The organism is Sphaerisporangium dianthi (genome assembly GCF_042654065.1).
Taxonomy (GTDB): Bacteria; Actinomycetota; Actinomycetes; order Streptosporangiales; family Streptosporangiaceae; genus Sphaerisporangium; species Sphaerisporangium dianthi.
In genome coordinates this window covers 196,026-215,635 of the sequence record NZ_JBHSFP010000002.1, presented here as the reverse complement: position 1 = coordinate 215,635, position 19,610 = coordinate 196,026, and the positions used below count along the sequence as shown (strand labels likewise).

General features: G+C 72.3%; 16 protein-coding genes. 9 read left to right on the top strand and 7 right to left on the bottom strand.

Translation table 11 applies throughout. The features are described from left to right. Positions 1–117: 117 nt before the first annotated feature. Positions 118–873 carry a crotonase/enoyl-CoA hydratase family protein gene (locus tag ACFO60_RS04040; RefSeq protein WP_380837020.1) on the top strand — a complete coding sequence of 252 codons (756 nt, stop codon included), beginning with the start codon at positions 118–120 and terminating at the stop codon, positions 871–873. Between the two features lie 41 nt (positions 874–914). On the opposite strand, the gene ACFO60_RS04035 is transcribed toward ACFO60_RS04040, so the two are convergent. From ACFO60_RS04035 to ACFO60_RS04025, 3 genes are all read right to left on the bottom strand, one after another. After that, positions 915–1,265, bottom strand: coding sequence for a hypothetical protein (locus ACFO60_RS04035; protein ID WP_380837019.1), 351 nt, complete (start codon positions 1,263–1,265; stop codon positions 915–917). A gap of 103 nt (positions 1,266–1,368) precedes the next feature. Beyond that, a complete protein-coding gene (locus ACFO60_RS04030; protein WP_380837017.1) occupies positions 1,369–1,986 on the bottom strand; it encodes a GntR family transcriptional regulator in 618 nt (205 codons plus the stop codon). Then, positions 1,983–2,912: an EamA family transporter gene (locus ACFO60_RS04025; RefSeq protein WP_380837014.1), complete on the bottom strand. Its 930-nt coding sequence runs from the start codon at positions 2,910–2,912 to the stop codon at positions 1,983–1,985. Before ACFO60_RS04025 ends, ACFO60_RS04030 begins: the two co-directional genes overlap by 4 nt. Positions 2,913–3,079: 167 nt before the next feature. On the opposite strand from ACFO60_RS04025, the gene ACFO60_RS04020 reads away from it, so the two are divergent. Beyond that, positions 3,080–5,398: a sensor histidine kinase gene (locus ACFO60_RS04020; protein ID WP_380837012.1), complete on the top strand. Its 2,319-nt coding sequence runs from the start codon at positions 3,080–3,082 to the stop codon at positions 5,396–5,398. Further along, entirely contained in the window at positions 5,395–5,763 is a 369-nt protein-coding gene (locus ACFO60_RS04015) for a DUF742 domain-containing protein (protein ID WP_380837011.1), read from the top strand. Before ACFO60_RS04020 ends, ACFO60_RS04015 begins: the two co-directional genes overlap by 4 nt. A gap of 75 nt (positions 5,764–5,838) precedes the next feature. Here ACFO60_RS04015 and ACFO60_RS04010 read toward each other — a convergent pair whose 3' ends face one another. Continuing rightward, positions 5,839–6,720 carry a chitosanase gene (locus tag ACFO60_RS04010; RefSeq protein ID WP_380837008.1) on the bottom strand — a complete coding sequence of 294 codons (882 nt, stop codon included), beginning with the start codon at positions 6,718–6,720 and terminating at the stop codon, positions 5,839–5,841. Between the two features lie 315 nt (positions 6,721–7,035). Between ACFO60_RS04010 and ACFO60_RS04005 the strand changes: the two genes are divergently transcribed. Genes ACFO60_RS04005 through ACFO60_RS03995 form a run of 3 tightly spaced genes read left to right on the top strand, consistent with a single transcriptional unit; the run spans position 7,036 to position 7,875 of the window. Then, on the top strand, positions 7,036–7,233 hold the full coding sequence (locus ACFO60_RS04005) for a DUF5999 family protein (protein WP_380837005.1): 198 nt from the start codon (positions 7,036–7,038) through the stop codon (positions 7,231–7,233). Next, positions 7,230–7,721, top strand: coding sequence for an ATP-binding protein (locus ACFO60_RS04000; protein ID WP_380837002.1), 492 nt, complete (start codon positions 7,230–7,232; stop codon positions 7,719–7,721). The genes ACFO60_RS04005 and ACFO60_RS04000 overlap by 4 nt, the downstream gene beginning before the upstream one ends. After that, positions 7,714–7,875 carry a hypothetical protein gene (locus ACFO60_RS03995; protein WP_380836999.1) on the top strand — a complete coding sequence of 54 codons (162 nt, stop codon included), beginning with the start codon at positions 7,714–7,716 and terminating at the stop codon, positions 7,873–7,875. Before ACFO60_RS04000 ends, ACFO60_RS03995 begins: the two co-directional genes overlap by 8 nt. Before the next feature lie 179 nt (positions 7,876–8,054). On the opposite strand, the gene ACFO60_RS03990 is transcribed toward ACFO60_RS03995, so the two are convergent. Beyond that, a complete protein-coding gene (locus ACFO60_RS03990) occupies positions 8,055–10,442 on the bottom strand; it encodes an ATP-binding protein (RefSeq protein ID WP_380836996.1) in 2,388 nt (795 codons plus the stop codon). Positions 10,443–11,020: 578 nt separating this feature from the next. Between ACFO60_RS03990 and ACFO60_RS03985 the strand changes: the two genes are divergently transcribed. Beyond that, entirely contained in the window at positions 11,021–12,403 is a 1,383-nt protein-coding gene (locus ACFO60_RS03985; protein ID WP_380836994.1) for an aspartate aminotransferase family protein, read from the top strand. A 43-nt stretch (positions 12,404–12,446) separates the two neighbouring features. Then, on the top strand, positions 12,447–16,607 hold the full coding sequence (locus ACFO60_RS03980) for a Pls/PosA family non-ribosomal peptide synthetase (RefSeq protein ID WP_380836986.1): 4,161 nt from the start codon (positions 12,447–12,449) through the stop codon (positions 16,605–16,607). A 67-nt stretch (positions 16,608–16,674) separates the two neighbouring features. On the opposite strand, the gene ACFO60_RS03975 is transcribed toward ACFO60_RS03980, so the two are convergent. Beyond that, positions 16,675–17,253, bottom strand: a complete 579-nt coding sequence (locus tag ACFO60_RS03975) for a TetR/AcrR family transcriptional regulator (RefSeq protein ID WP_380836983.1) — start codon at positions 17,251–17,253, stop codon at positions 16,675–16,677. A 175-nt stretch (positions 17,254–17,428) separates the two neighbouring features. Here ACFO60_RS03975 and ACFO60_RS03970 point away from each other — a divergent pair, with 175 nt between their 5' ends. Then, on the top strand, positions 17,429–18,373 hold the full coding sequence (locus tag ACFO60_RS03970) for an SDR family NAD(P)-dependent oxidoreductase (RefSeq protein WP_380836980.1): 945 nt from the start codon (positions 17,429–17,431) through the stop codon (positions 18,371–18,373). Between the two features lie 17 nt (positions 18,374–18,390). Here the strand turns inward: ACFO60_RS03970 and ACFO60_RS03965 are convergent, their stop codons facing one another. Then, positions 18,391–19,554 carry an FAD-dependent monooxygenase gene (locus ACFO60_RS03965; RefSeq protein WP_380836978.1) on the bottom strand — a complete coding sequence of 388 codons (1,164 nt, stop codon included), beginning with the start codon at positions 19,552–19,554 and terminating at the stop codon, positions 18,391–18,393. Positions 19,555–19,610 lie beyond the last annotated feature (56 nt).

Genomic DNA, 19,610 nt, shown 5'->3' with positions numbered 1-19,610 from the left:
TTGGGCCTAGCGAAATAGCCTGGCAATGGCCACAATCGGCCTGAACTCCCGACCAACGCTCCTTGACGGAACGGTCCAAACCTGTGTACGTAACCCCAGGCTCGCTAGATTCAACACATGTCTGGCATTCACCTGGAGCGATCCGGTCCGGTCACGACCGTCGTCCTTTCCCGTCCGGATGTCCGTAACGCGGTGGACGGACCGACCGCCACGGCGCTCGCGGACGCCTTCCGCGCGTTCGACGCCTCCGACGCGGCCGTCGCCGTGCTGTGGGGCGACAACGGCGTCTTCTGCTCCGGCGCCGACCTGCACGCCGTCGGCACCGAACGCGGCAACCGCCTCGCGGAGGACGGGGACGGCCCGATGGGCCCGACCCGCATGCGCCTGTCCAAGCCGGTGATCGCGGCCGTGGAGGGGTACGCGGTGGCCGGCGGGCTGGAGCTGGCGATCTGGTGCGACCTGCGGGTCGCCGCCGAGGACGCGACCTTCGGGGTGTTCTGCCGCCGCTGGGGCGTCCCGCTCATCGACGGCGGAACGGTGCGGCTGCCGCGTCTCGTCGGCGCGGGCCGGGCCATGGACATGATCCTCACCGGCCGCCCGGTGGACGCCGCGGAGGCCCTGCGCATCGGCCTGGTCGACCGGGTGGTGCCGCCGGGGACGGCGCGCGCGCGTGCCGAGGAGCTGGCGCTCCAGCTCGCCGGGCAGCCCCAGGAATGCATGCGTCAGGACCGGCTGTCGGCCCTCGCGCAGGAAGGGCTATCGGAGGAGGAGGCCCTGCGCGAGGAGTTCCGCCACGGCCTGGTCTCCCTGCGAGGGGCGGCCAAGGAGGGCGTGGGCCGTTTCCGCGCGGGCGCGGGCCGGCACGGTGACTGATCGACGGGCGGCGCGCGGCCGCACGGGAAGGCCTTCGAGGCTCAGTCGTATTCGAGGTCGGGCAGCGGGGTCGGCGGGTCGGGGCTGCGCCACACGACCACGTAGGCGGGCGCGGCGGCCGTGAACGCCTCGCTCAGCCGGTCGAGGTCGAAGTCGGGCAGATAGCGCAGCCTCGCCAGGAAGGTGGCGTCGGTCGCCGAGCGCGGCACCACGCATCCTTGCCCGTCGCGGTCGAGCAGGACTATGAGGATGTCGGATTCCGTGACCCCGCCCACCCGGACCTCGACGACGTCCTCCCACGCGAGGGCTTCCACGCTGCCATCGGCGTAGTGACGTGTGACGCCCTCTTCGGTGACGTAGACATAGGTATCCGGCACAGAGTTGCCGTGCATGGGCGCGATTGTGACGACTTACGAGCACTCCATGCAAGCGAAGCCGCTAATCAGCGCACGCTCCCGGGCGGCCGGCCGGCCGGCAGGACCCCGCCGGCGGCCGTCACTCGTCGCCCCATGTGTGGTCCAGGTGGGCGGCCACGGCCGCCCTGGCGGCGTCCTGCGGCCCGCGCGCGATGGCGTCGAGCAGATCTATGTGCTCGGCTATCAGCGTCGCCCTGTCGGGGTAGATCGTGCGCAGCCGCACGAGCCCGAGCCGGGTCTCGGCGGCGAGGACGCCGTACAGGCGCTCCAGCCGTGGGCTGCCCACGGCGATGATGAGCTCCTCGTGCAGCGTCATGTGCTCGGCCACCACGTCGGCCCACGGCGCGTCCGGCGCCAGGGCGGCCATGCGGGCGAGCGCGCCGTCCGCCCGCGGCACCCGGCGGCCGGCCAGCCTGCCCGCCATGAGGGCCTCGAGCGGCCGGCGGACGTACATCAGATCGTCCAGGTCGGCGCGGGTGACCTCGGGGACGTAGGCGCTGCGGTTGCGCTCGCGCCGCAGCACGCCTTCGTGGACGAGCGCGGCCAGGGCCTCGCGGACGGTCGGGCGCGCCACGCCGTACAGGGCTCCGAGCTCCTGCTCGGGCAGCGCGGTGCCAGGGGGGATCTCGCCGGACAGCACGCGCCGGCGCAGGGCGGCGGCGAGGGCGTCGACCGTGGAGACCGGGCGCAGCTTCACGCCGACGATTGTGCCGTGCGCGGCGCGGCCTCGGGGACGCCGGCCGGTCCGGGCAGGGCCACCAGGAGCAGGCCGGCGCCGAGCAGTGCCAGCCCCGCCCAGGAGACGGCGGTGAGCCGCTCGTGCAGGACGGCGACGCCGAGCAGCGCGGCGACGGCGGGCTCGGCGAGCGCCAGGGTGGACGCTCTGGCCACCGGCGTGGTGCGCAGGCCCCGCCCGTAGAGGAAATAGGAGAGGGCGGTGGTGGCGCACCCCAGATATACGGCGGTGAGCAGCCCGCCGGGCTCCCCCAGCCAGGCCGTGCCGCTCCACAGCAGGACCGGCAGCATCACCACGGCGGCGCCGCCGAAGAGCACGCCCATGACCGCGCCCGAGGCGGCTCCCGCGGTGATCGACCGGGCGGCGGTCACCGAGTAGAAGCCGTAGAGCAGCCCTCCCAGCAGGGCCAGCAGGACGCCGCCCGGGTCGACGCCGACGGTCTGACCGCCGAGCACCAGGGCGGCGCACCCTGCGACGGCGGCGGCCGTCGCGACCGTCCAGCGCCGGCCGGGCCGCCGGCCGTCGTGCAGCCAGGACAGCACGCCGGTGAAGGCCGGCCCGCTGCCGATCGCCACCACCGTCCCGACCGCGACGCCGGTGCGGCCGACGGCGGCGAAATAGCACAGTTGGTAGGCGGCCACGGCCAGCGCGGCGGCGGTGAGCGGCAGGACGCGCCCGCGCCCGCCGGAGAGCAGGCGCCAGGCGGCGGGCCCGGCCGCCGCCGCCAGGACGGCGCCGCCGATCACCAGGCGGGCCGCGGCGAGCGCCACAGGGTCGGCGGCGCCGCTCAGAGCGAGCGTGCCGGCCGTCCCCGCGGTGCCCCACAGGACGGCGGCGGCGACCACGGCGGCGGGTCCGGAGACGGTCGTGGAGGCGTCGGAGTGCATGCACCATATTGTCTGACAACCAGACGATAATTGCCACAGTGGAGCGACTAGTACGCCGAAAAGGGCCCGTTTAGTTACTTAGAGGCCCTACCTACACCTGACCCACGTTGGTACTGTTTCGCCACCAATAACCCGCGTGTAACGATGCGGTTCCCCTGCGAGGTCACATGGGCGGGCGTAAGAGGTCCATCAAGTTCAAGATCCTGACTCTGGTACTGGTGCCGCTGTTGTCTCTGCTGGGCATCTGGGCGTACTCCGCGATGATCACCGTCCAGAGCGGTCTTGACCTCCTCAGAGTCCGGACGATCTACGACAGCCTGATCGTCCCCACCGGAGCCCTGGCGACGCAGATCCAGAACGAGCGCTACGAGTCGGTGGTCTACCTCAGCTCGGGTTCCGGCGGCCTCAACGAACTGGAGGTCCAGCGCGCCAAGACCGACCAGGCACGCGGCGCGCTGGAGCAGGCCGTGCTGTCCAGCGCCTCGGAGCAGGAGTCCAGCCCGCAGATGTACCAGCGGGTGACCGAACTGATCGAGACCACGCACCGGCTGCCCGACATCCGGGCGCGAGTCGACTCAAGGAGCTTCAGCCGCCTGCTCACCCTGGACGCCTACCGCCTGATCTCCGACGCCGTCGGCCGCGTGTACGACAGCCTCAAGTTCGTCGGAGACCTGGAGATCGGCCCGCCGACCAGAGCGGTGACGCTGATCGACCGCAGCCGCGACCTGATGAGCGAGCAGGCCGCCCTGCTCGCCGGCGTCGTGCGCGCCGGCTCCATGACCCGCGACGAGCGCATCGTGTTCACCACCATGGTGACCAAGCGCAGGATGCTGTACGACATGGGCTTCCAGCTCCTGGACCCCGACCTGCGCCAGCCGTACCTCGTGCTGCAGAACTCCCCGACCTACACCAGGTTCGCCTCCATCGAGGACCAGGTGGCGCAGGACGTGCAGCCCGGCAGGAGACTGCCCGGCGGCTCGGTCAACTGGGGAACCAACATCATCTCCCTGACGACGGCGTTCGACCGGCAGAACGGGATCGTGTCGCAGCGCATCGCCGACCGCGCCGTCCCGCTGGCCGGCGTGATCCTGTGGCGCATCGCCCTCACGCTGTTCCTCGGCCTCATCGCGGTGGGCGTCTCCCTGTACGTCTCCATCCGGTTCGGCCGGCGCATCACCGCCGAACTGATCAGCCTGCAGCACGCCGCCCTCGAACTCGCCCACCAGCGCCTGCCGCGCGTCGTCCAGCGGCTGCGGCAGGGCGAGGACGTCGACGTGGCCGCCGAGACCCCGCCGATCGCCGCCGGCCCCACCGTGGAGGTCGCCAACGTCGGAGAGGCGTTCACCTCGGTGCAGACCACCGCGATCGAGGCGGCGGTGGGGCAGGCGGAGATCCGCAAGGGCGTCGGCAAGGTCTTCCTGAACCTCGCCCGCCGCAACCAGTCGCTGCTGCACCGCCAGCTGTCCATGCTGGACGCGCTCGAGCGCAAGGTCACCGAGCCGGAGATGCTCGACGAGCTGTTCGGCATCGACCACCTCACCACCCGCATGCGGCGGCACGCCGAGGGCCTGATCATTCTCTCCGGCGCCGTCCCGGGACGCGGCTGGCGCAACCCGATCCCCCTCTACGACGTCGTCCGCGCCGCGGTGGAGGAGGTCGAGGACTACCTGCGCGTCCAGGTGGCCATACCGGAGAGCATGTCGCTGGCGGGCGCCGCGGCCACCGACGTCATCCACCTGCTCGCCGAGCTCGTGGAGAACGCCACGATCTTCTCCCCGCCGCAGACCCACGTGGAGGTCCGCGGCGAGCTGGTCGCCAGGGGCTTCGCCATCGAGATCGAGGACCGCGGCCTCGGCCTGAGCCCGGAGGAGATGGAGCAGATCAACCGGCGGCTGGCCGACCCGCCGGAGTTCGACCTCGCCGACAGCGACCGGCTCGGGCTGTTCGTGGTGGGCCGCCTCGCGGCCCGGCGGGAGATCCGCGTCTCGCTGCGGCCCTCCCCCTACGGGGGCACCACGGCGATCGTGCTGCTGCCCGAGAGCCTGGTCATGCCGACCGAGCGATCTCCCGAGCCGCACTCGGCGGAACCGCCCTCGGCGGAGCAGACCACCGACGGCGACGAGGGGTGGTTCGGCGCCGGCCCGAGCCTCACCGCCGCGCTCGGGAGCGGCAACGGCCGGTCCGGCGCGACCACCCGGCCCACCGGTGAGGCGGGAGGCGCCCACCGCGCGAAAGGCGCCGGCGAGGAGACCAGGGGATCTCGCCGCGGCGCCGGCCTGCCGCACCGGGTGCGCCAGGCCAGTCTGGCCCCCCAGCTTCGCGAGGCGCCCGCTCCGGAGCGCGCGTCCAAGAGCCCGGGGGCCCAGGCGAACGGCGCGCCGGAGGGGCGCGCCGATGCCGAGCCGCTCCAGCCGTCCCCCGACATGTTCTCTTCGTTCCGGGCGGGCTGGGAGCGGGCGCACGAGGGTGAGGGGAACGCGTCATGAGTGAGGGCGAACGCTGGCTGGACCAGGACGCCGGACCGCTCATCCGCCCCTACACCGTCACCCGGGGCCGCACCCGGCCCTCGGGGCCCGCGTTCGACATGGTCGCGATCGTCAGGGCCGTGCCGGGCGGCAGGCCGCAGCCGGGCCTCAGCCCCGAGCATCTGCGGATCCTGCGCATGTGCGCCCAGCCCATGTCGGTGGTCGACCTCGCCTCAGAGAGCGGCCTGTCGCTCGGCGTCACCCGGGTCCTCCTCGGCGACCTGCGCGACCAGGGTCTCGTCACCGTCCGGCCTCCCGCGACCGTCTCGCAGCTGCCCGAGGAACGCCTGCTGCGCGAGGTGATCCAGGGCCTGAAGGCCTTGTGAGGCCGCCCTCGCGCCGGCCTGCGGGCCTTCACCGATCATCGGTGGGGGCGCGCCGCCTTCCCGCGCCGCGGCGCCCTACTCGTCGATGAGGTAATCGTCGCCGTACACCTTCCACGACAGCGGCGGGTTCAGGTCGAGGTTGCCCGCCTTGAGGAAGACCCGCTGCTCGGTGTCCACCCTGCTGGTGTCGCCGTGGGCCTCCTCGGTCTTCATGGCGGCCTTGCGGGCGTCGAGGAAGGCGTCGAGGTAGGCCTGCTCGTCGCCGCCCTGCGCGGGCGGCCTGGCCTTCTTCAGCGCCGTCTCGCGGATGCCGCCGAAGCTGACGGCGTCCTCGCCGGGGCCGTGCATGACGAAGGCGTCGTAGTAGATGAACTGGCCGAGGGCGCGCAGGCCGTCCTTCTTGGCCTGCTGGACCGCCGGGTCGAAGTACACCCGGTCGCGCTCGTCGTCCTGCGCGGTCTGGAAGGCCGTGTCCTTGGCCGCGGCCTTCCAGTCCTTGACGAACTCCCGGCCGAGCCCCTTGTGCGAGTCGGTGCCGTCGACGGCGCGCAGCGCGGGCAGATGCTTCGCCAGGACGTTGCCCGGCTCGCGCGCGGTGTACAGCTCGACGAGCTCCAGCATGTCGCCGGTGCCGGAGCAGAACCCGATGATGCCGGCGGTGTAGCCCCGGCCGTCGTCGATGTCCTCGATGTAGCCGTACTGGGCCTGCCATTCGAGCGAGGAGTTCTCCGCGCTCGACACCAGTCGCATGGCGATGTCCTTCTTCCGCGGGTCGGTAAGGCCGGCGGACGCCGCCATCGCCTCCGCTTTGCCCGCCGTCGTTGCCGCCGCGTGACCCGTGGACGCCCCGGCGGGCGTGTCCCTGCCCGCGCCGCAGGCCGCGACCAGGAGCACGACCACCGCCGGGACCGCCAGGACGCGCACGCGCGAGTGCCGTGAAGCCGGGGGGATCGGCACCTGGCCTCCCTTACTGGTTAGGAAACTTTACTAACGAATGAGAACATCGCCGGCGGACGCGTGTCAACGGACTCCCCAGCGAGCACCGCGAGTCTCCTTGGGTTCCCGAAGGCAGGGTAGATCGCCTGGGCCGCGTTCGTCCCGCCTGGTCAGCCGGGGCACTCCCCAAGGTAAAGAATAGGCACCCATTTGGGTGGAATGGGTATCAAAGTGGGTAGTTGTCCCGTTACTAGGTATGCGTCAACAGGACGATGCTCGAGATGTCGAGGAACACGACCCGCCAGTAAGAGATCACATCGGATTCAGGTGCCAGTCATGTGTCAACACCAACCGCAGTGCCCGCCGGCCAACGCTGTCGATCACGAAGCGGCCTGCCTGGTGGCGTTCCACCCGGAGCAGGGGTGGGGGCTGCTCTGCAACGGGGTGGTCGTCTTCGACGACACTGGCGAGTTGCTGCCTGACGGGCGCAGTGTCCCTCCCGCCCATCGCGTCGCCAACGGATGTGCCGCATGACCACCGCTTACACCCCAGGAAGGACCCGCTGGCACGCCCGCACGGCCGTGCACCTCTGGCCCGCGCGCCAGACCGGCAGACGCGCGTCGTGGGTGCTGGTCCCCGAGCCGACCACGGTCCCGCAGACCCGCAGGCGCGTGCGCAGGAAGCTGTCGGACTGGGGCCTCTCGGCTCAGGCGGAGGTCGTCGAGCTGCTCGTCAGCGAGGTCGTCACCAACGCCATGCGCCACTCGTGGGGCGCCGTCATGTCGCTGGCGATGGACGACGGAACGCTGCGCTGCGAGGTCCAGGACACCAACCCCGCCCCGCCTCGAGTCCGGGAGGTCCACGAGGGAGATGAGGGCGGTCGCGGCATGTACCTGATGCAAGCGCTTTCCACCTCGTGGGGCAGCCACCCGCTGTCCACCGGGAAGGTCGTCTGGTTCGAGGTGGCCTGCGAGCCCGAGACCGCGCCGGCCGAGACCGAGGAGAGCCGCGACGATGAGTGAGGACCCCCGCCGCGACCAGGCGGGCCCCGTCGCGGTCCCCGCGGGCCGGCAGGCGTACCGGGCCCGCCAGAAGGCGCGCAGGCCGCGCCGCCGCCTCGCCGACGAAGCCCAGGACCTGCGCACCCCGTCGGGGCGCACAATGCTCCCCTACTGAGGACGGCCGGCCCGGCGGGCCGGCGCGCACGCCGCGCCCGCGTCACTCACGCTCCCCGGCGCGGGCTTCCCCGCTGTGCCTCCCGGGCCTTCGGGCCCGCCCCCTCCCCTGGCGGCGCCGGGGCCGTCGGACCGCCCGCGTCCGCCGGCCCCGGCGTCCCGCGCATGGCGCCACGACCTTCACCTGGCCGCCCGGCCCGGCTGCCGGGCGCCCCTCCTCGCCTCCGGGCTCCCCGCCACCGCCGGGCCCCGCGGGGCGGCCGGGGACGGCCCTTCGAACTCGTGCGCCCCGGCGAGGCGATCCTGCTCGGCCATCCACACCGCGATCTGCGCGCGCGAGTGGAAGCCGAGCTTGCTCAGCATGTGCTCGATGTGCCCCTCGGCCGTCCGCCGGGCGATGACCAGCGTGGTGGCGATGTCCTTGTTGCTCGCCCCTTGGGCGACCAGCCGGGCGATCTCCATCTCCCTGCGGGTCAGCGGCGAGGACGTGCAGCGTGCCCCCTCGTCCGGGGCGGCGGGCGCCCTCTCCTGCATGGCGTAGGCGAGCACCTCCTCGAACGACAGCCGCGCGCCCTGGTCCAGGGCGGCCCGGAAGGCGGGCTCGCCGAGCGCCTGGTGGATGCTCGCCTCGCACTCGTCGTGGTAGACGAGCAGATGGCCGAACTGCAACAGCGGTCTGCCGGAGGTCCGCCACATGGCCCACAGCGCACCGATCAGCCGGGCCGCCCGCGCATGGTCGCGCTCGGCGACGGAGATCCAGGCCAGCACGTCCAGGTTGATCCCCACGCCGAGCCAGTCCTCCATCGTGCCGTTGAACCTCAGGCTCTCCTTCTCCAGGTCGATGGCGCGCGCGATGTCCCCCTCGCGCCAGGCCAGCACGCCGAGGGCCATGACGGCGTAGGCACGGTGCCAGCCCTCGCCGCGGGCGTCGCAGATGCGGACCGCCTCCTCGCCGGCCGCGGCCGCCCGCTCCACGTCCCTCTTGCGCCCGTAGGTGAGGCAGAGCCTGGTCAGCGTCAGCACCTGACCTCGCTCGTCCCCGGCGGCGCGGTGCCCGGCCAGCGCCTCCTCGTAGAGGCCGGTCGCCGTGTCGATCTCGCCGCGGTAGACGGCCGTCATCCCCGAGAACAGGGCGACGTAGGCGCGCAAGGAGGGGAGTTCGAGCATCTCCCCCAGTTCGCGCGCCTCGTCGATCATCGCGGTCGCCGCCGGGATGTGGCCCATGATGATCGCCATCCAGCTCCCGTAGCACAGCGCCCAGGCCCGTGACTCGCACGGTGCGGTGACCTTGGCCAGGCCGTCCTCCAGCCAGCGGCGCCCCTCCCCGATCTGGTGCATGGTCTTCCAGTGGTAGAGCAGGTCCGTGGCCATGCGCAGGCCGTCCTCGGCGTCGCCGTCGTCGAAGCAGGCGTGCAGGGCCGCCCGCAGGTTGGCGTGCTCCAGCCGGAGCCGGCGCTGCCACTCGAGCTGCGCGCCGGTGAAGATCAGCGCGTACGCCTGGTGCGCCACCGCGCGGTAGAACTCGCGGTGCCTGCGGCGCAGCTCCGCCTGCCCGCCGGACTCGGCGAGCCGGTCCCTGCCGTACTGCCGGACGGTGTCCAGCAGCCGGTAGCGCACGCCCACGGGGTACTCCTCGCGGACCAGCACGGACTTCTCCACCAGACCGCTGACCACGTCCACGACGTCCTCGCGGGCTATGCCGTCGCCGGAGCAGACGGCCTCGGCCGCCTCGAGGTCCAGGCCGCCGGAGAACACCGAGGCGCGCGCCCACAGGAGCCGCTCCGGCTCGGTGCACAGCCCGTAACTCCAGTCGACCAGGGCGCGCAGCGTCTGCTGGCGCAGGGCGGCCGTCCGCGACCCGGTCGTGAGCATCTTGAACCGGTCCTCCAGCCGGTCGAGGAGCTGCTGGACCGACAGGGCGCGCAACCGCACGGCCGCGAGCTCGATGGCCAGCGGGATGCCGTCCAGGCGCCGGCAGATCTGCACCACGGCGTCGCGGTTGTCGTCGGTGACCGAGAAGCCCGGCAGCACCGCGTCGGTACGCTCCACGAACAGGCGTACCGCGTCCACCTCCGCGAGCGCCTCGGTCGACAGCCGCTCCCCTTCCCCGTCGGGGACGGGGAGGGGGTGCACGACGAGGGTGCGCTCGCCGTGGATGCGCAGCGGCTCCCTGCTCGTGATGATGATCCGGAGCCCGTCCGCGATGACCAGGAGGTCCTCCACGAGCACAGCGCAGTCGTGCAGCAGATGCTCGCAGTTGTCCAGGATGAGCAGGGCCTTCTTGTCGGCCAGGTGCTCGGCGACCGCCGCCATGGAAGGGCGGCTGGACCGCTCCTCGAGCTGGAGGGTCTCCAGCAGGGTCGGCACGAGCAGATCGGGGTCGTCCAGCGCTGACAGGTCGACGAACCATACGCCGTCGGGGAAGGCGCGCTGCACGTCCTGGGCGGTCTGGGAGGCCAGCCGGGTCTTGCCGACCCCGCCGAAGCCAGTGAGCGTGACCAGTCTCGACTTCGACAGCAGCGACTTGACCTCGGCCATCTCCTGCCGACGTCCGACGAAGCTCGTCACGTCGGCCGGCAATCCCTGCGCCGGCCGGCGGCTCGCTGAGCTCGATGCCATATTCGCTCACCCAGGGCTTCAGTACGACACGCCGACTCCAAAACCGCCCTTAGTTCATGAGCCCACATCAATAGTCCATACCCCCGCAGATCACCGCGCGCACGGTTCGAATCGCACAGATCACGTCAGGTCACCGCAAAACTTTGATGGGATTCCCGCAGTCGTCCGGCTCGCCGGATAAAGACCGCTCTCGCCCAGCGGAGCGTATCGGGGTCACCCTTAGCGACATTCTCCGCAAACCACCACAATCAGCGAAAACCGTCCACCCACGCTTGGATCGCCAAATGCGACGCTTGCCGTGATGCGAGGTGGATTGGGGAGTTTGTGCTGGTAACCGGGGTGGAATCGTAACCGTGTACCTGAGGCCATGATTCGCAAGCGCCATCGCGGAAGGCCTCTTCGACCGTCAATACCGGACGAAGTCCACATATGCGAAGCCGGCCGGAGAACACCAGAACAGGAGAACCGGACACGTCGGCCCGCCTTGAAAGGAACCAGCACCTCGGCGGCCTTGAGAGGAGAGCCCGATGAGCCTGGCCGATCCCAGCGCCATATCCGAGATCCTGCCCCACCCCCTGGTCGAGGGCGACCTACCCGGTCCGCGTTCGGCCGAATTGCTCGACCGGCAGGCCGTCCGCGAGTCGAACGCGCGCACCTATCCGCGCCGCCTCCCGATCGCCATCGCCGAGGCGTCGGGGAGCTTCGTCCGCGATCTGGACGGCAACGTCTTCATCGACTTCCTGACCGGCGCCGGCGTTCTGTCCCTGGGGCACAACCACCCAGAGCTCGTGCGGGCCGCCACGGCGCAGCTCACCCGGCTCACCCACGGCCTGGACTTCCCGACCCCGGCCAAGGACGCCTTCACCGAGGCACAGCTGTCGATGCTCCCCGCCGCGCTGCGCGACCGCATGAAGGTGCACTTCTGCGGGCCCACCGGAGGCGACGCCGTCGACGCCGCGGTCAAACTGTGCAAGATCGCCACCGGCCGCGGCGACGTCGTCGCCTTCCAGGGCGGCTTCCACGGCAGCGGCCACGCGGCGATGGCGCTCAGCGGCCTCGTGCGGCAGAAGCAGCCGGTGGCCAACGGCGTCCCCGGGATCCACTTCTCCCCCTACTCCTACTGCGCGCGCTGCCCGCTCGGCCTGTCGGCCGGCACCTGCGACACCAACTGCGCCGGACAGCTCGAACGGTCGCTGCACGACGGGAACGGCGGCGTCCCGCTGCCCGCCGCGGTCATCCTGGAGATCGTCCAGGGTGAGGGCGGCGTCATCCCGGCCCGCCGCGCCTTCGCCCGGCGCGTGCGCGCGCTGACCCGCGAACTGGACATCCCCCTGATCGTGGACGAGGTGCAGACCGGCTGCGGGCGCACGGGCACGTGGTTCGCCTTCGAGAGGTACGACATCGAGCCCGACGTGATCGTCGCGTCCAAGGGGCTGAGCGGCATGGGCCTGCCCGTGGCGATCATCCTCTACGACCGGCGGCTCGACGTGTGGGCGCCCGGCGCGCACATCGGCACCTTCCGCGGCAACCAGCTCGCCTTCGCCTCGGGGGCGGAGGCCGTGCGCGTCATGCTCCGCGACGACGTGCTCGGCAACGTCCGGCGGCGCGGCGAGCAGGTCGCCGAGCGGCTGGCCCCGCTGACGGCCAACCCCTGGGTCCGTGAGGTGCGCGGCGTCGGCCTGATGTGGGGCGTGGAGCTGGCCGACCCGCGCGACGGCGCCCCCGCCACCGAGCTGGCGCACCGCGTCCAGGGCGCCGCCCTGCGCCGGGGGCTGATCATCGAGGTCGGCGGGCGCGCGGACTGCGTCGTGCGGATCCTGCCGCCCCTGAACGTCACCGCCGACGTCGTCGAGACCGCGTGCTCCATCCTCGTCGATGCCGTCACCGCGTGCAGCCTGGTGGCGGCCTGACGGTCCGGCACGACGAGGGCCCGCGGGGGTTGATGGAGGCAGCATGACCAGACAGGCCGAGGTCCGAGACGCCGGGCGCGCCGATCCCCGGCGGGGCAACGCCCCCGCCGGGCACGTCCTGATCGGCGCCGGCGGTCCGCAGGCGGCCCTGCGGCGGGACGGCGAGCGGCTGGACCACCTGTTCGAGGAGCTGTGCGACCGGCTGCGCGCCACCGGGGAGCACGCCCGGACGGCGGTCGACGCCGCGGAGGTCACGCTCACCTACGACGAGCTCGACGCGCGGGCCAACCGGCTCGCCCGCCACCTGCTGAAACAGGGCGCACAGCCCGGCGAGCGCATCGCGCTGGTCTTCGACCGCGCCGTGTGCTCCTACGTCGGCATGCTCGCCGCCTTGAAGATCAACGCGGCGTACGTGCCGCTGGACGCCGGTTTCCCCGCCGACCGGCTGGCCTACATCGCGCGGGACGCCGGCGTGCGCACCGTGCTGTCGCTGTCGCACCTGCGCGACCGCCTCGAGCACCTCGACGCCGCCGTCCTGTGCCTGGACGAGGTGGAGCCGCTGATCGAGGCCGAGGACGGCCGGCGGCTGACCGGCGAGGAGCGGGGGGAGCCGGCGGGCGAGCTGTGCTACATCGTCTACACCTCCGGCACCACGGGCCGCCCCAAGGGCGTGGCCGTCGAGCACGCGTCGATCTGCAACTTCGTCCGCGTCGCCGTCGACGCCTACGGGCTGGCCCCCGGCGACCGGGTGTACCAGGGCATGACCATCGCCTTCGACTTCTCGGTGGAGGAGATCTGGGTGCCGCTGCTGTCCGGCGCGACCCTCGTGCCGCGGCCTCCGGGGGCGACGCTGCTCGGCCGTGACCTGTCCGGCTTCCTGCGGGACCGGAAGGTCACCGCCCTGTGCTGCGTGCCCACCCTGCTGGCCACCCTCGACGAGGACCTTCCCGGCCTGCGCTTCCTGCTGGTCTCGGGAGAGGCGTGCCCCGCCGACCTCGTGCGCCGCTGGCACCGGCCCGGCCGCCGGTTCCTGAACGTGTACGGCCCGACCGAGGCCACCGTCACCGCCACCTGGGCCGAGCTCGACCCTGCCCGGCCGGTGACGCTCGGCGTCCCGCTGCCGACCTACGCGGTGGCCATCCTCGACCCGGCCGGGCCGCGCGCGCTGCCCCCCGGTGAGCTCGGCGAGATCGGCATCGCCGGAGTCGGGCTCGCCCGCGGGTACGTCAACCGCGACGACCTGACAGAACGGGCCTTCATCCCCGACTTCCTCGGCATCCCCGGCAACCCGTCCGGCCGCATCTACCGGACCGGCGACCTCGGCCGGATCAACGACGACGGCGAGATCGAGTACCACGGCCGCATCGACACCCAGGTGCAGATCAACGGCTACCGGGTCGAGCTGTCGGAGATCGAGTCGGTGCTGCTCCAGGTCCCGGGCGTCGCCCAGGCCGTGGTGGACACCTTCGAGCCGGAGCCCGGCGTGGTGGAGCTGGTGGCCTACTACAGCGCCCGCGACGACGGACCCGGGGTGGACGCCGAGCGGATCTACCGCGAGCTGCGCGGGCGCCTGCCCGGGTACATGATCCCGGCCTACCTGGAACCGCTGCCCGGCATCCCGATGCTGCTGAGCACCAAGGCCGACCGCAAGAACCTGCCGCCGCCCTCGGGGCCCCGCGGCCTCTCCACCGCACGGCCGTACGTGGCCCCGTCGACCGCCGCCGAGAGCACGCTCGCGGACGTGCTGGCCGACGTGGCCGGGGTGGAACAGGTCTCGGTCGACAGCCACTTCTTCGACGAGCTCGGCGCCAACTCGCTGCTGATGACGCGTTTCTGCGCGAGGGTCAGGGAACGCGCCGACCTGCCGCCGGTGTCGATCAAGGACGTCTACCTGCACCCCACCGTCCGCGACCTGGCGCGCGTCCTCACGGCCGGGGCCGCCGCCGCGTCCGGGCACGCGACCGAGGCGCCGCCGGCGACGGCGCCGGTCCGGGCGAGCACCGCCGGGTACCTGCTGTGCGGGCTCCTGCAGGCGCTTCTGTTCCTCGGGTACTCCTTCCTCGGCGCGCTGCTGCTGGCCCGCTGCTACCGCTGGGTGTCCGGCGCGACCGGCACGGCCGAGATCTACGCGCGGTCGGCCGCGGCCGGCGCGGCCTTCTTCGTGACGCTGTGCGCGGTGCCGATCGCGGCCAAATGGACGCTCGTCGGCCGCTGGAAACCCGGCGCCGTACGGGTCTGGAGCCTGGCCTACCTGCGGTTCTGGACGGTCAAGACGCTGGTGCGCACCAGCCCGCTCGCCATGTTCGCGGGCTCTCCGCTGTACGTGCTGTACCTGCGCGCGCTCGGCGCGCGCATCGGCCCCGGCACGCTCATCCTGTCCAGGAACGTTCCTGTCTGCACCGACCTGCTGACCATCGGCGGCGGCACGGTGATCCGCAAGGACTCCTTCTTCACCTGCTACCGGGCACGCGCGGGCGTGATCGAGACCGGACCGGTGACCATAGGCGAGGACGCCTTCGTCGGCGAGCGGACGGTGATCGACATCGGCGCCTCCATCGGCGACCGCGCCCAGCTCGGCCACTCATCCTCGCTCCAGTCCGCGCAGGCGGTGCCGGACGGCGAACGCTGGCACGGGTCGCCCGCCCAGCCGGCCGCCACCGACTACCTGGCCCTGGAACGGGCGCGCTGCGGCAGGTGGCGCACCACCCGCTTCGGCGCCATGCAACTGCTGACCATCCTCGGCGTGTACCTGCCGCTGGGCATCGGCGGCCTGCACTGGCTGGGCACGCGGTTCCCCGTCCTCGCCGAACTGGCGGACACCACCCGTCCCAGGGATCTGACGGCGTGGCCGGCCTACCGGGACGCGGTGGCCGCCTCGCTCGTCGTCTACTTCGGCGGGCTGGCGGCCGGGTTCGCCTTCCTGGCGACCGTCCCCCGCCTGCTGCGCCGGGCCCTGCGCGAGGGCCGGGACTACCCGCTCTACGGCTTCCACTACTGGGCGCACCGGGCGGTCGCGCGGGTCACCAACACGCAGGTCTTCACGCATCTGTTCGGCGACAGCTCGTGGATCGTCCACTACCTGCGCTGCCTTGGGTACGACCTGTCGAAGGTCGAGCAGACGGGGTCCAACTTCGGCCTGCAGCACAAGCACGAGTCCCCGCACCTGGCCACGGTCGGCAGCGGCACGATGGTGTCGGACGGGCTGTCGATCGTCAACGCCGACTTCTCCGCCGGGGCGTTCCGGCTGTCGCGCGCGACGATCGGCGCGCACACCTTCGTCGGCAACGACATCGCCTACCCGGCCCAGAGCCGCACCGGCGACAACTGCCTGCTCGCGACCAAGGTCATGCTGCCCATCGACGGGCCCCTGAGGCAGGACGTCGGGCTCCTCGGCTCCCCCTGCTTCGAGATCCCGCGCTCGGTGCAGCGCGACACCCGCTTCGACCATCTCAAGACCGGGGAGGAGCTGCGCCGGCGTCTGGCCGCGAAGACCCGCCACAACACGGTGACCATCGCGCTCTACCTGGTCAGCCGGTGGCTGCACGTCCTCGGCCTGATCCTGCTGGCCATGGCCGCCGCCCGCCTCTACGGCGCCGTCGGCGCTCCGGCGATCGCCGCCGGCATCGCCGGAGCGGTGGTGTTCACCCTGGCCTACTTCGTGCTGGCCGAGCGCCTGGCCACCGGCTTCCGCGCGCTGGCGCCGCGGTTCTGCTCGATCTACCAGCCCTACTACTGGTGGCACGAGCGGATGTGGAAGCTCACCAACCCGCTCTACCTGGACATGCTCAACGGCACGCCGTACAAGAACCTCGCCTGGCGGCTGGCCGGGGTGCGCATCGGGCGCAGGGTCTTCGACGACGGCTGCTACATACCGGAGCGGACGCTGGTCACGGTCGGCGACGACTGCACGCTCGCCCAGAAGAGCCTGATCCAGGCGCACTCGCTGGAGGACGGGACGTTCAAGTCCGACCACATCGCGATCGGCGCGGGCTGCAGCCTGGGGACCAACGCCCTGGTGCACTACGGCGTGCGCATGGGCGACGGCGCCGTGCTCGACGCCGACTCCTTCCTGATGAAAGGCGAGGAGGTCGCCCCTCGCGCCCACTGGCGCGGCAACCCCGCCGTCCACCTGGCCTCGGCCGCGCCCCCTGCCGGGCCGTCCGGCGGCGCCGATCGCGGCGAGATCGCCCTCGCCCGGGAGTAGTGACGGTCAGCGGGCGGCGCCATGGTGGCAGGCGCCGATCACGGGGGCGGCGATCAGGGGGCGCCGATCAGGAGGCGGCGCCGTAGCGGAGGCCGTCCATCAGCAGGTCGAGCAGACGGCCGGCCTGGGCGCGTTGGGCGGGGGCGCCCGCGGCGAGGGTGACGCCGCCCAGCCCGGTGAGCACATCGGCCGGTTCCACGTCCGCGCGCACGACGCCCGCCGCCGCCCCCGCACCGAGCAGCGCCCCGATGGCGCCGATCAGCCGGTCGCGGCTCTGCGCGAACGGGTCGCCGCCAGAGGCGATGACCGCGCGCAGCGCGTCGGCCATGCCCCGCTTGGTCGTCATGTAGTCCAGGAAGCGGTCCATCCATGCGCGCGTCGCCTCGACCGGCGGCATGGCCGAGAGCAGATCGGGCACGGCGTCGCACAGCCGTGCGAGCTCGTTGCGGTACGCCGCCTCGACCAGCGCCTCGCGGGTGGGGAAGTGGCGGTAGAGCGTGCCGATGCCGACTCCCGCCGCCTTGGCGATCGCGTCGAGCGTCACGTCGGGCCCGTCGTGGGCGAACGCGCGCACGGCGGCGTCGAGAAGCCGCTCGCGGTTGCGCCGGGCGTCCGCGCGAAGCGGCCGGGAGCCGGTGACCGACACGTCGCGTTCCTCCTCGTCCGTCCGCCGGAGCGTCCCTGCGACTGTCCCATCCGCGGGCGCCGTTTGCCAAACGGAGGAAGCTCCGATTAGAGTCCACCCAACTGGAGGATCCTCCGCTTGCAGCGTACCGCGTGGGCCTCCCCATCCGCATCGCCGAGCGAAATCAGGCACCGACATGACCACGGCACCTCGCATCACCACACCGTTCAGCGCCTCGTCCACCGCCGCGCAAGTCGTGGACGGCATCGACCTCACCGGCCGCCGCGCCATCGTGACCGGCGGAGCCTCCGGCATCGGCGTCGAGACCGCCCGCGCGCTCGCCGGCGCCGGCGCGGAGGTCACCCTGGCCGTCCGCGACCCGGAGGCGGGCCGCCGCACCGCCGACGACATCATCGCCACCACCGGCAACAAGGAGGTCCACGTCGCGCCGCTGGACCTCGCCGACCGGGCGTCGGTCGCCGCCTTCGCCGCCGCGTGGGGCGGGCCGCTCCACATCCTCGTCGGAAACGCCGGCGTGATGGCCGCCCCGGAGACCCGCACGCCGGAAGGCTGGGAACTGCAGTTCGCCACCAACCACCTCGGCCACTTCGGGCTCGCCACCGCCCTGCGCCCGGCGCTCGCCGCGGCGGGCGGCGCCCGCGTCGTGTCCGTCAGCTCCTCCGCGCACCTGCGCTCCCCGATCGTCTTCGAGGACATCCACTACCGGGAGCGCCCGTACGACCCGTGGACCGCCTACGGCCAGTCCAAGACGGCGAACGTCCTGTTCGCGGTCGAGGCGACCGGGCGATGGGCGGACGACGGCATCACCGTCAACGCCCTGCACCCCGGAGGGATCCGCACCAACCTGCAGCGGCACGTCTCCATGGAGGAGATCGAGCGGCTGCGCACCGCGAACCCCACCGCCGTGACCGACTGGAAGACCCCCGAGCAGGGGGCCGCGACCTCCGTGCTCGTCGCCACCTCGCCGCTGCTCGACGGCATCGGCGGGCGCTACTTCGAGGACTGCGAAGAGGCCGGGCCGAACCGGCCCGGCACCCGCACCGGAGTCGCGGCCTACGCCGTCGACCCCGAGGCCGCCGCCCGCCTCTGGCAGATCTCGGAGGAGTTCCTGGCCTCCTGAGACGTGCGGACGGGCGGTCAGCGGCGCGCAGGGGACGGATAGTCCGGAAGGGTGATGCCGGTGGCGAACATGTCGGTCATCTTCAGCATGCCCTTGAGCAGCAGGCGGCTTTTGAAGATCCGGTTGCGCATGCGGATCCTGCCGGGAGTGCCCGGCGCCAGGAACGGGCCCGCGTTCCCGTTCCTGGCGATCTTCGCGTAGGGCCGGAGGAGCTCCTCGTAGCGCCGGAAGGCCGCCTGGTGGTCGCCGCCGGCCATCGCCAGCTCTCCCGCGAGGACGTAGGCGCCGACCACGGCGAGGCCGGTGCCGAACCCGCCGAGCGTGTTGCCGTAGGCGGTGTCCCCGAGCAGCACCACCCGTCCCTTGGCATAGTGATCGACGCGCACCTGGCTGATCGAGTCGAGGTAGAGGTCCTCCGCGCGCCGCACCTGCTCCAGAATCTCCGGCGTCCGCCAGCCCATCCCGGCGTAGGCGTCGATGACGACGCGCTTCATCGCCTCGGTGTCGTAGCGGTCGTACGAGAGCTCAGGCGAGGCGAAGACGAAGAAGGCCGGCCCCTTCGGCCCGCCGGCGGCGACCATCCTGCCCGGCTCGTTGTACATCCGCGGGACGTCCCCGACGCTCTCGGGCAGCTCCGCGAGGGCGTAGTAGTGCCCGAGGTGGCGGACATGGTCGCGCTCCGGGCCGAAGGCCAGCCCGCGGACGTTGGAGTGGATGCCGTCCGCGCCGACCACCAGGCCGAACGTGCGGGGAGCGCCGCGTTCGAAGGTCACGTGCACGCCGTCCGCCGTCTCGGTGAGCGAGGTGAGGGAGTCCCCGAACACGTACTCGCACCCCGCCGCGGAGCTTCTGTCATACAGCAGCCGCGACAGGTCGCCGCGCCGGATCTCCACATCGCCGCCGGTGAACTCCCCGGGCATCACCGCCAGACGACGGCCGCCGGCGTCGACGATCTCCTGGTCGGCGCCGCCGGTCCGCATCCGGCGGACGTCCGCGAGGATCCCCATGCTCCGCAGCACCGAAAGGTGCGTCTCGCCCTTGAAGTCGACGGCCTGCCCGCCGGGACGCGGCGCCGGGGCCTTCTCCACGACGGTGACGCCGAACCCGTATGCCCTGAGCAGGCAGCCGAGGGCGGGCCCGGCTATCCCCGCGCCGGAGATCAGGATGGTGGTGTTGTCCATGCCCCGAGGGTGCCGGGCGGCGCTGACGGTCCGCCGACGGCCGGCTGACGGCCCGG

Excerpts from the sequence above, each read along its gene's own strand:
- ACFO60_RS04040 (WP_380837020.1), top strand. The coding sequence starts at position 118 with ATGTCTGGCATTCACCTGGAGCGATCCGGTCCGGTCACGACCGTCGTC.
- ACFO60_RS04035 (WP_380837019.1), bottom strand. The coding sequence starts at position 1,265 with ATGCACGGCAACTCTGTGCCGGATACCTATGTCTACGTCACCGAAGAG.
- ACFO60_RS04025 (WP_380837014.1), bottom strand. The coding sequence starts at position 2,912 with ATGCACTCCGACGCCTCCACGACCGTCTCCGGACCCGCCGCCGTGGTC.
- ACFO60_RS04020 (WP_380837012.1), top strand. The coding sequence starts at position 3,080 with ATGGGCGGGCGTAAGAGGTCCATCAAGTTCAAGATCCTGACTCTGGTA.
- ACFO60_RS04015 (WP_380837011.1), top strand. The coding sequence starts at position 5,395 with ATGAGTGAGGGCGAACGCTGGCTGGACCAGGACGCCGGACCGCTCATC.
- ACFO60_RS04005 (WP_380837005.1), top strand. The coding sequence starts at position 7,036 with ATGTGTCAACACCAACCGCAGTGCCCGCCGGCCAACGCTGTCGATCAC.
- ACFO60_RS04000 (WP_380837002.1), top strand. The coding sequence starts at position 7,230 with ATGACCACCGCTTACACCCCAGGAAGGACCCGCTGGCACGCCCGCACG.
- ACFO60_RS03995 (WP_380836999.1), top strand. The coding sequence starts at position 7,714 with ATGAGTGAGGACCCCCGCCGCGACCAGGCGGGCCCCGTCGCGGTCCCC.
- ACFO60_RS03985 (WP_380836994.1), top strand. The coding sequence starts at position 11,021 with ATGAGCCTGGCCGATCCCAGCGCCATATCCGAGATCCTGCCCCACCCC.
- ACFO60_RS03980 (WP_380836986.1), top strand. The coding sequence starts at position 12,447 with ATGACCAGACAGGCCGAGGTCCGAGACGCCGGGCGCGCCGATCCCCGG.
- ACFO60_RS03970 (WP_380836980.1), top strand. The coding sequence starts at position 17,429 with ATGACCACGGCACCTCGCATCACCACACCGTTCAGCGCCTCGTCCACC.
- ACFO60_RS03965 (WP_380836978.1), bottom strand. The coding sequence starts at position 19,554 with ATGGACAACACCACCATCCTGATCTCCGGCGCGGGGATAGCCGGGCCC.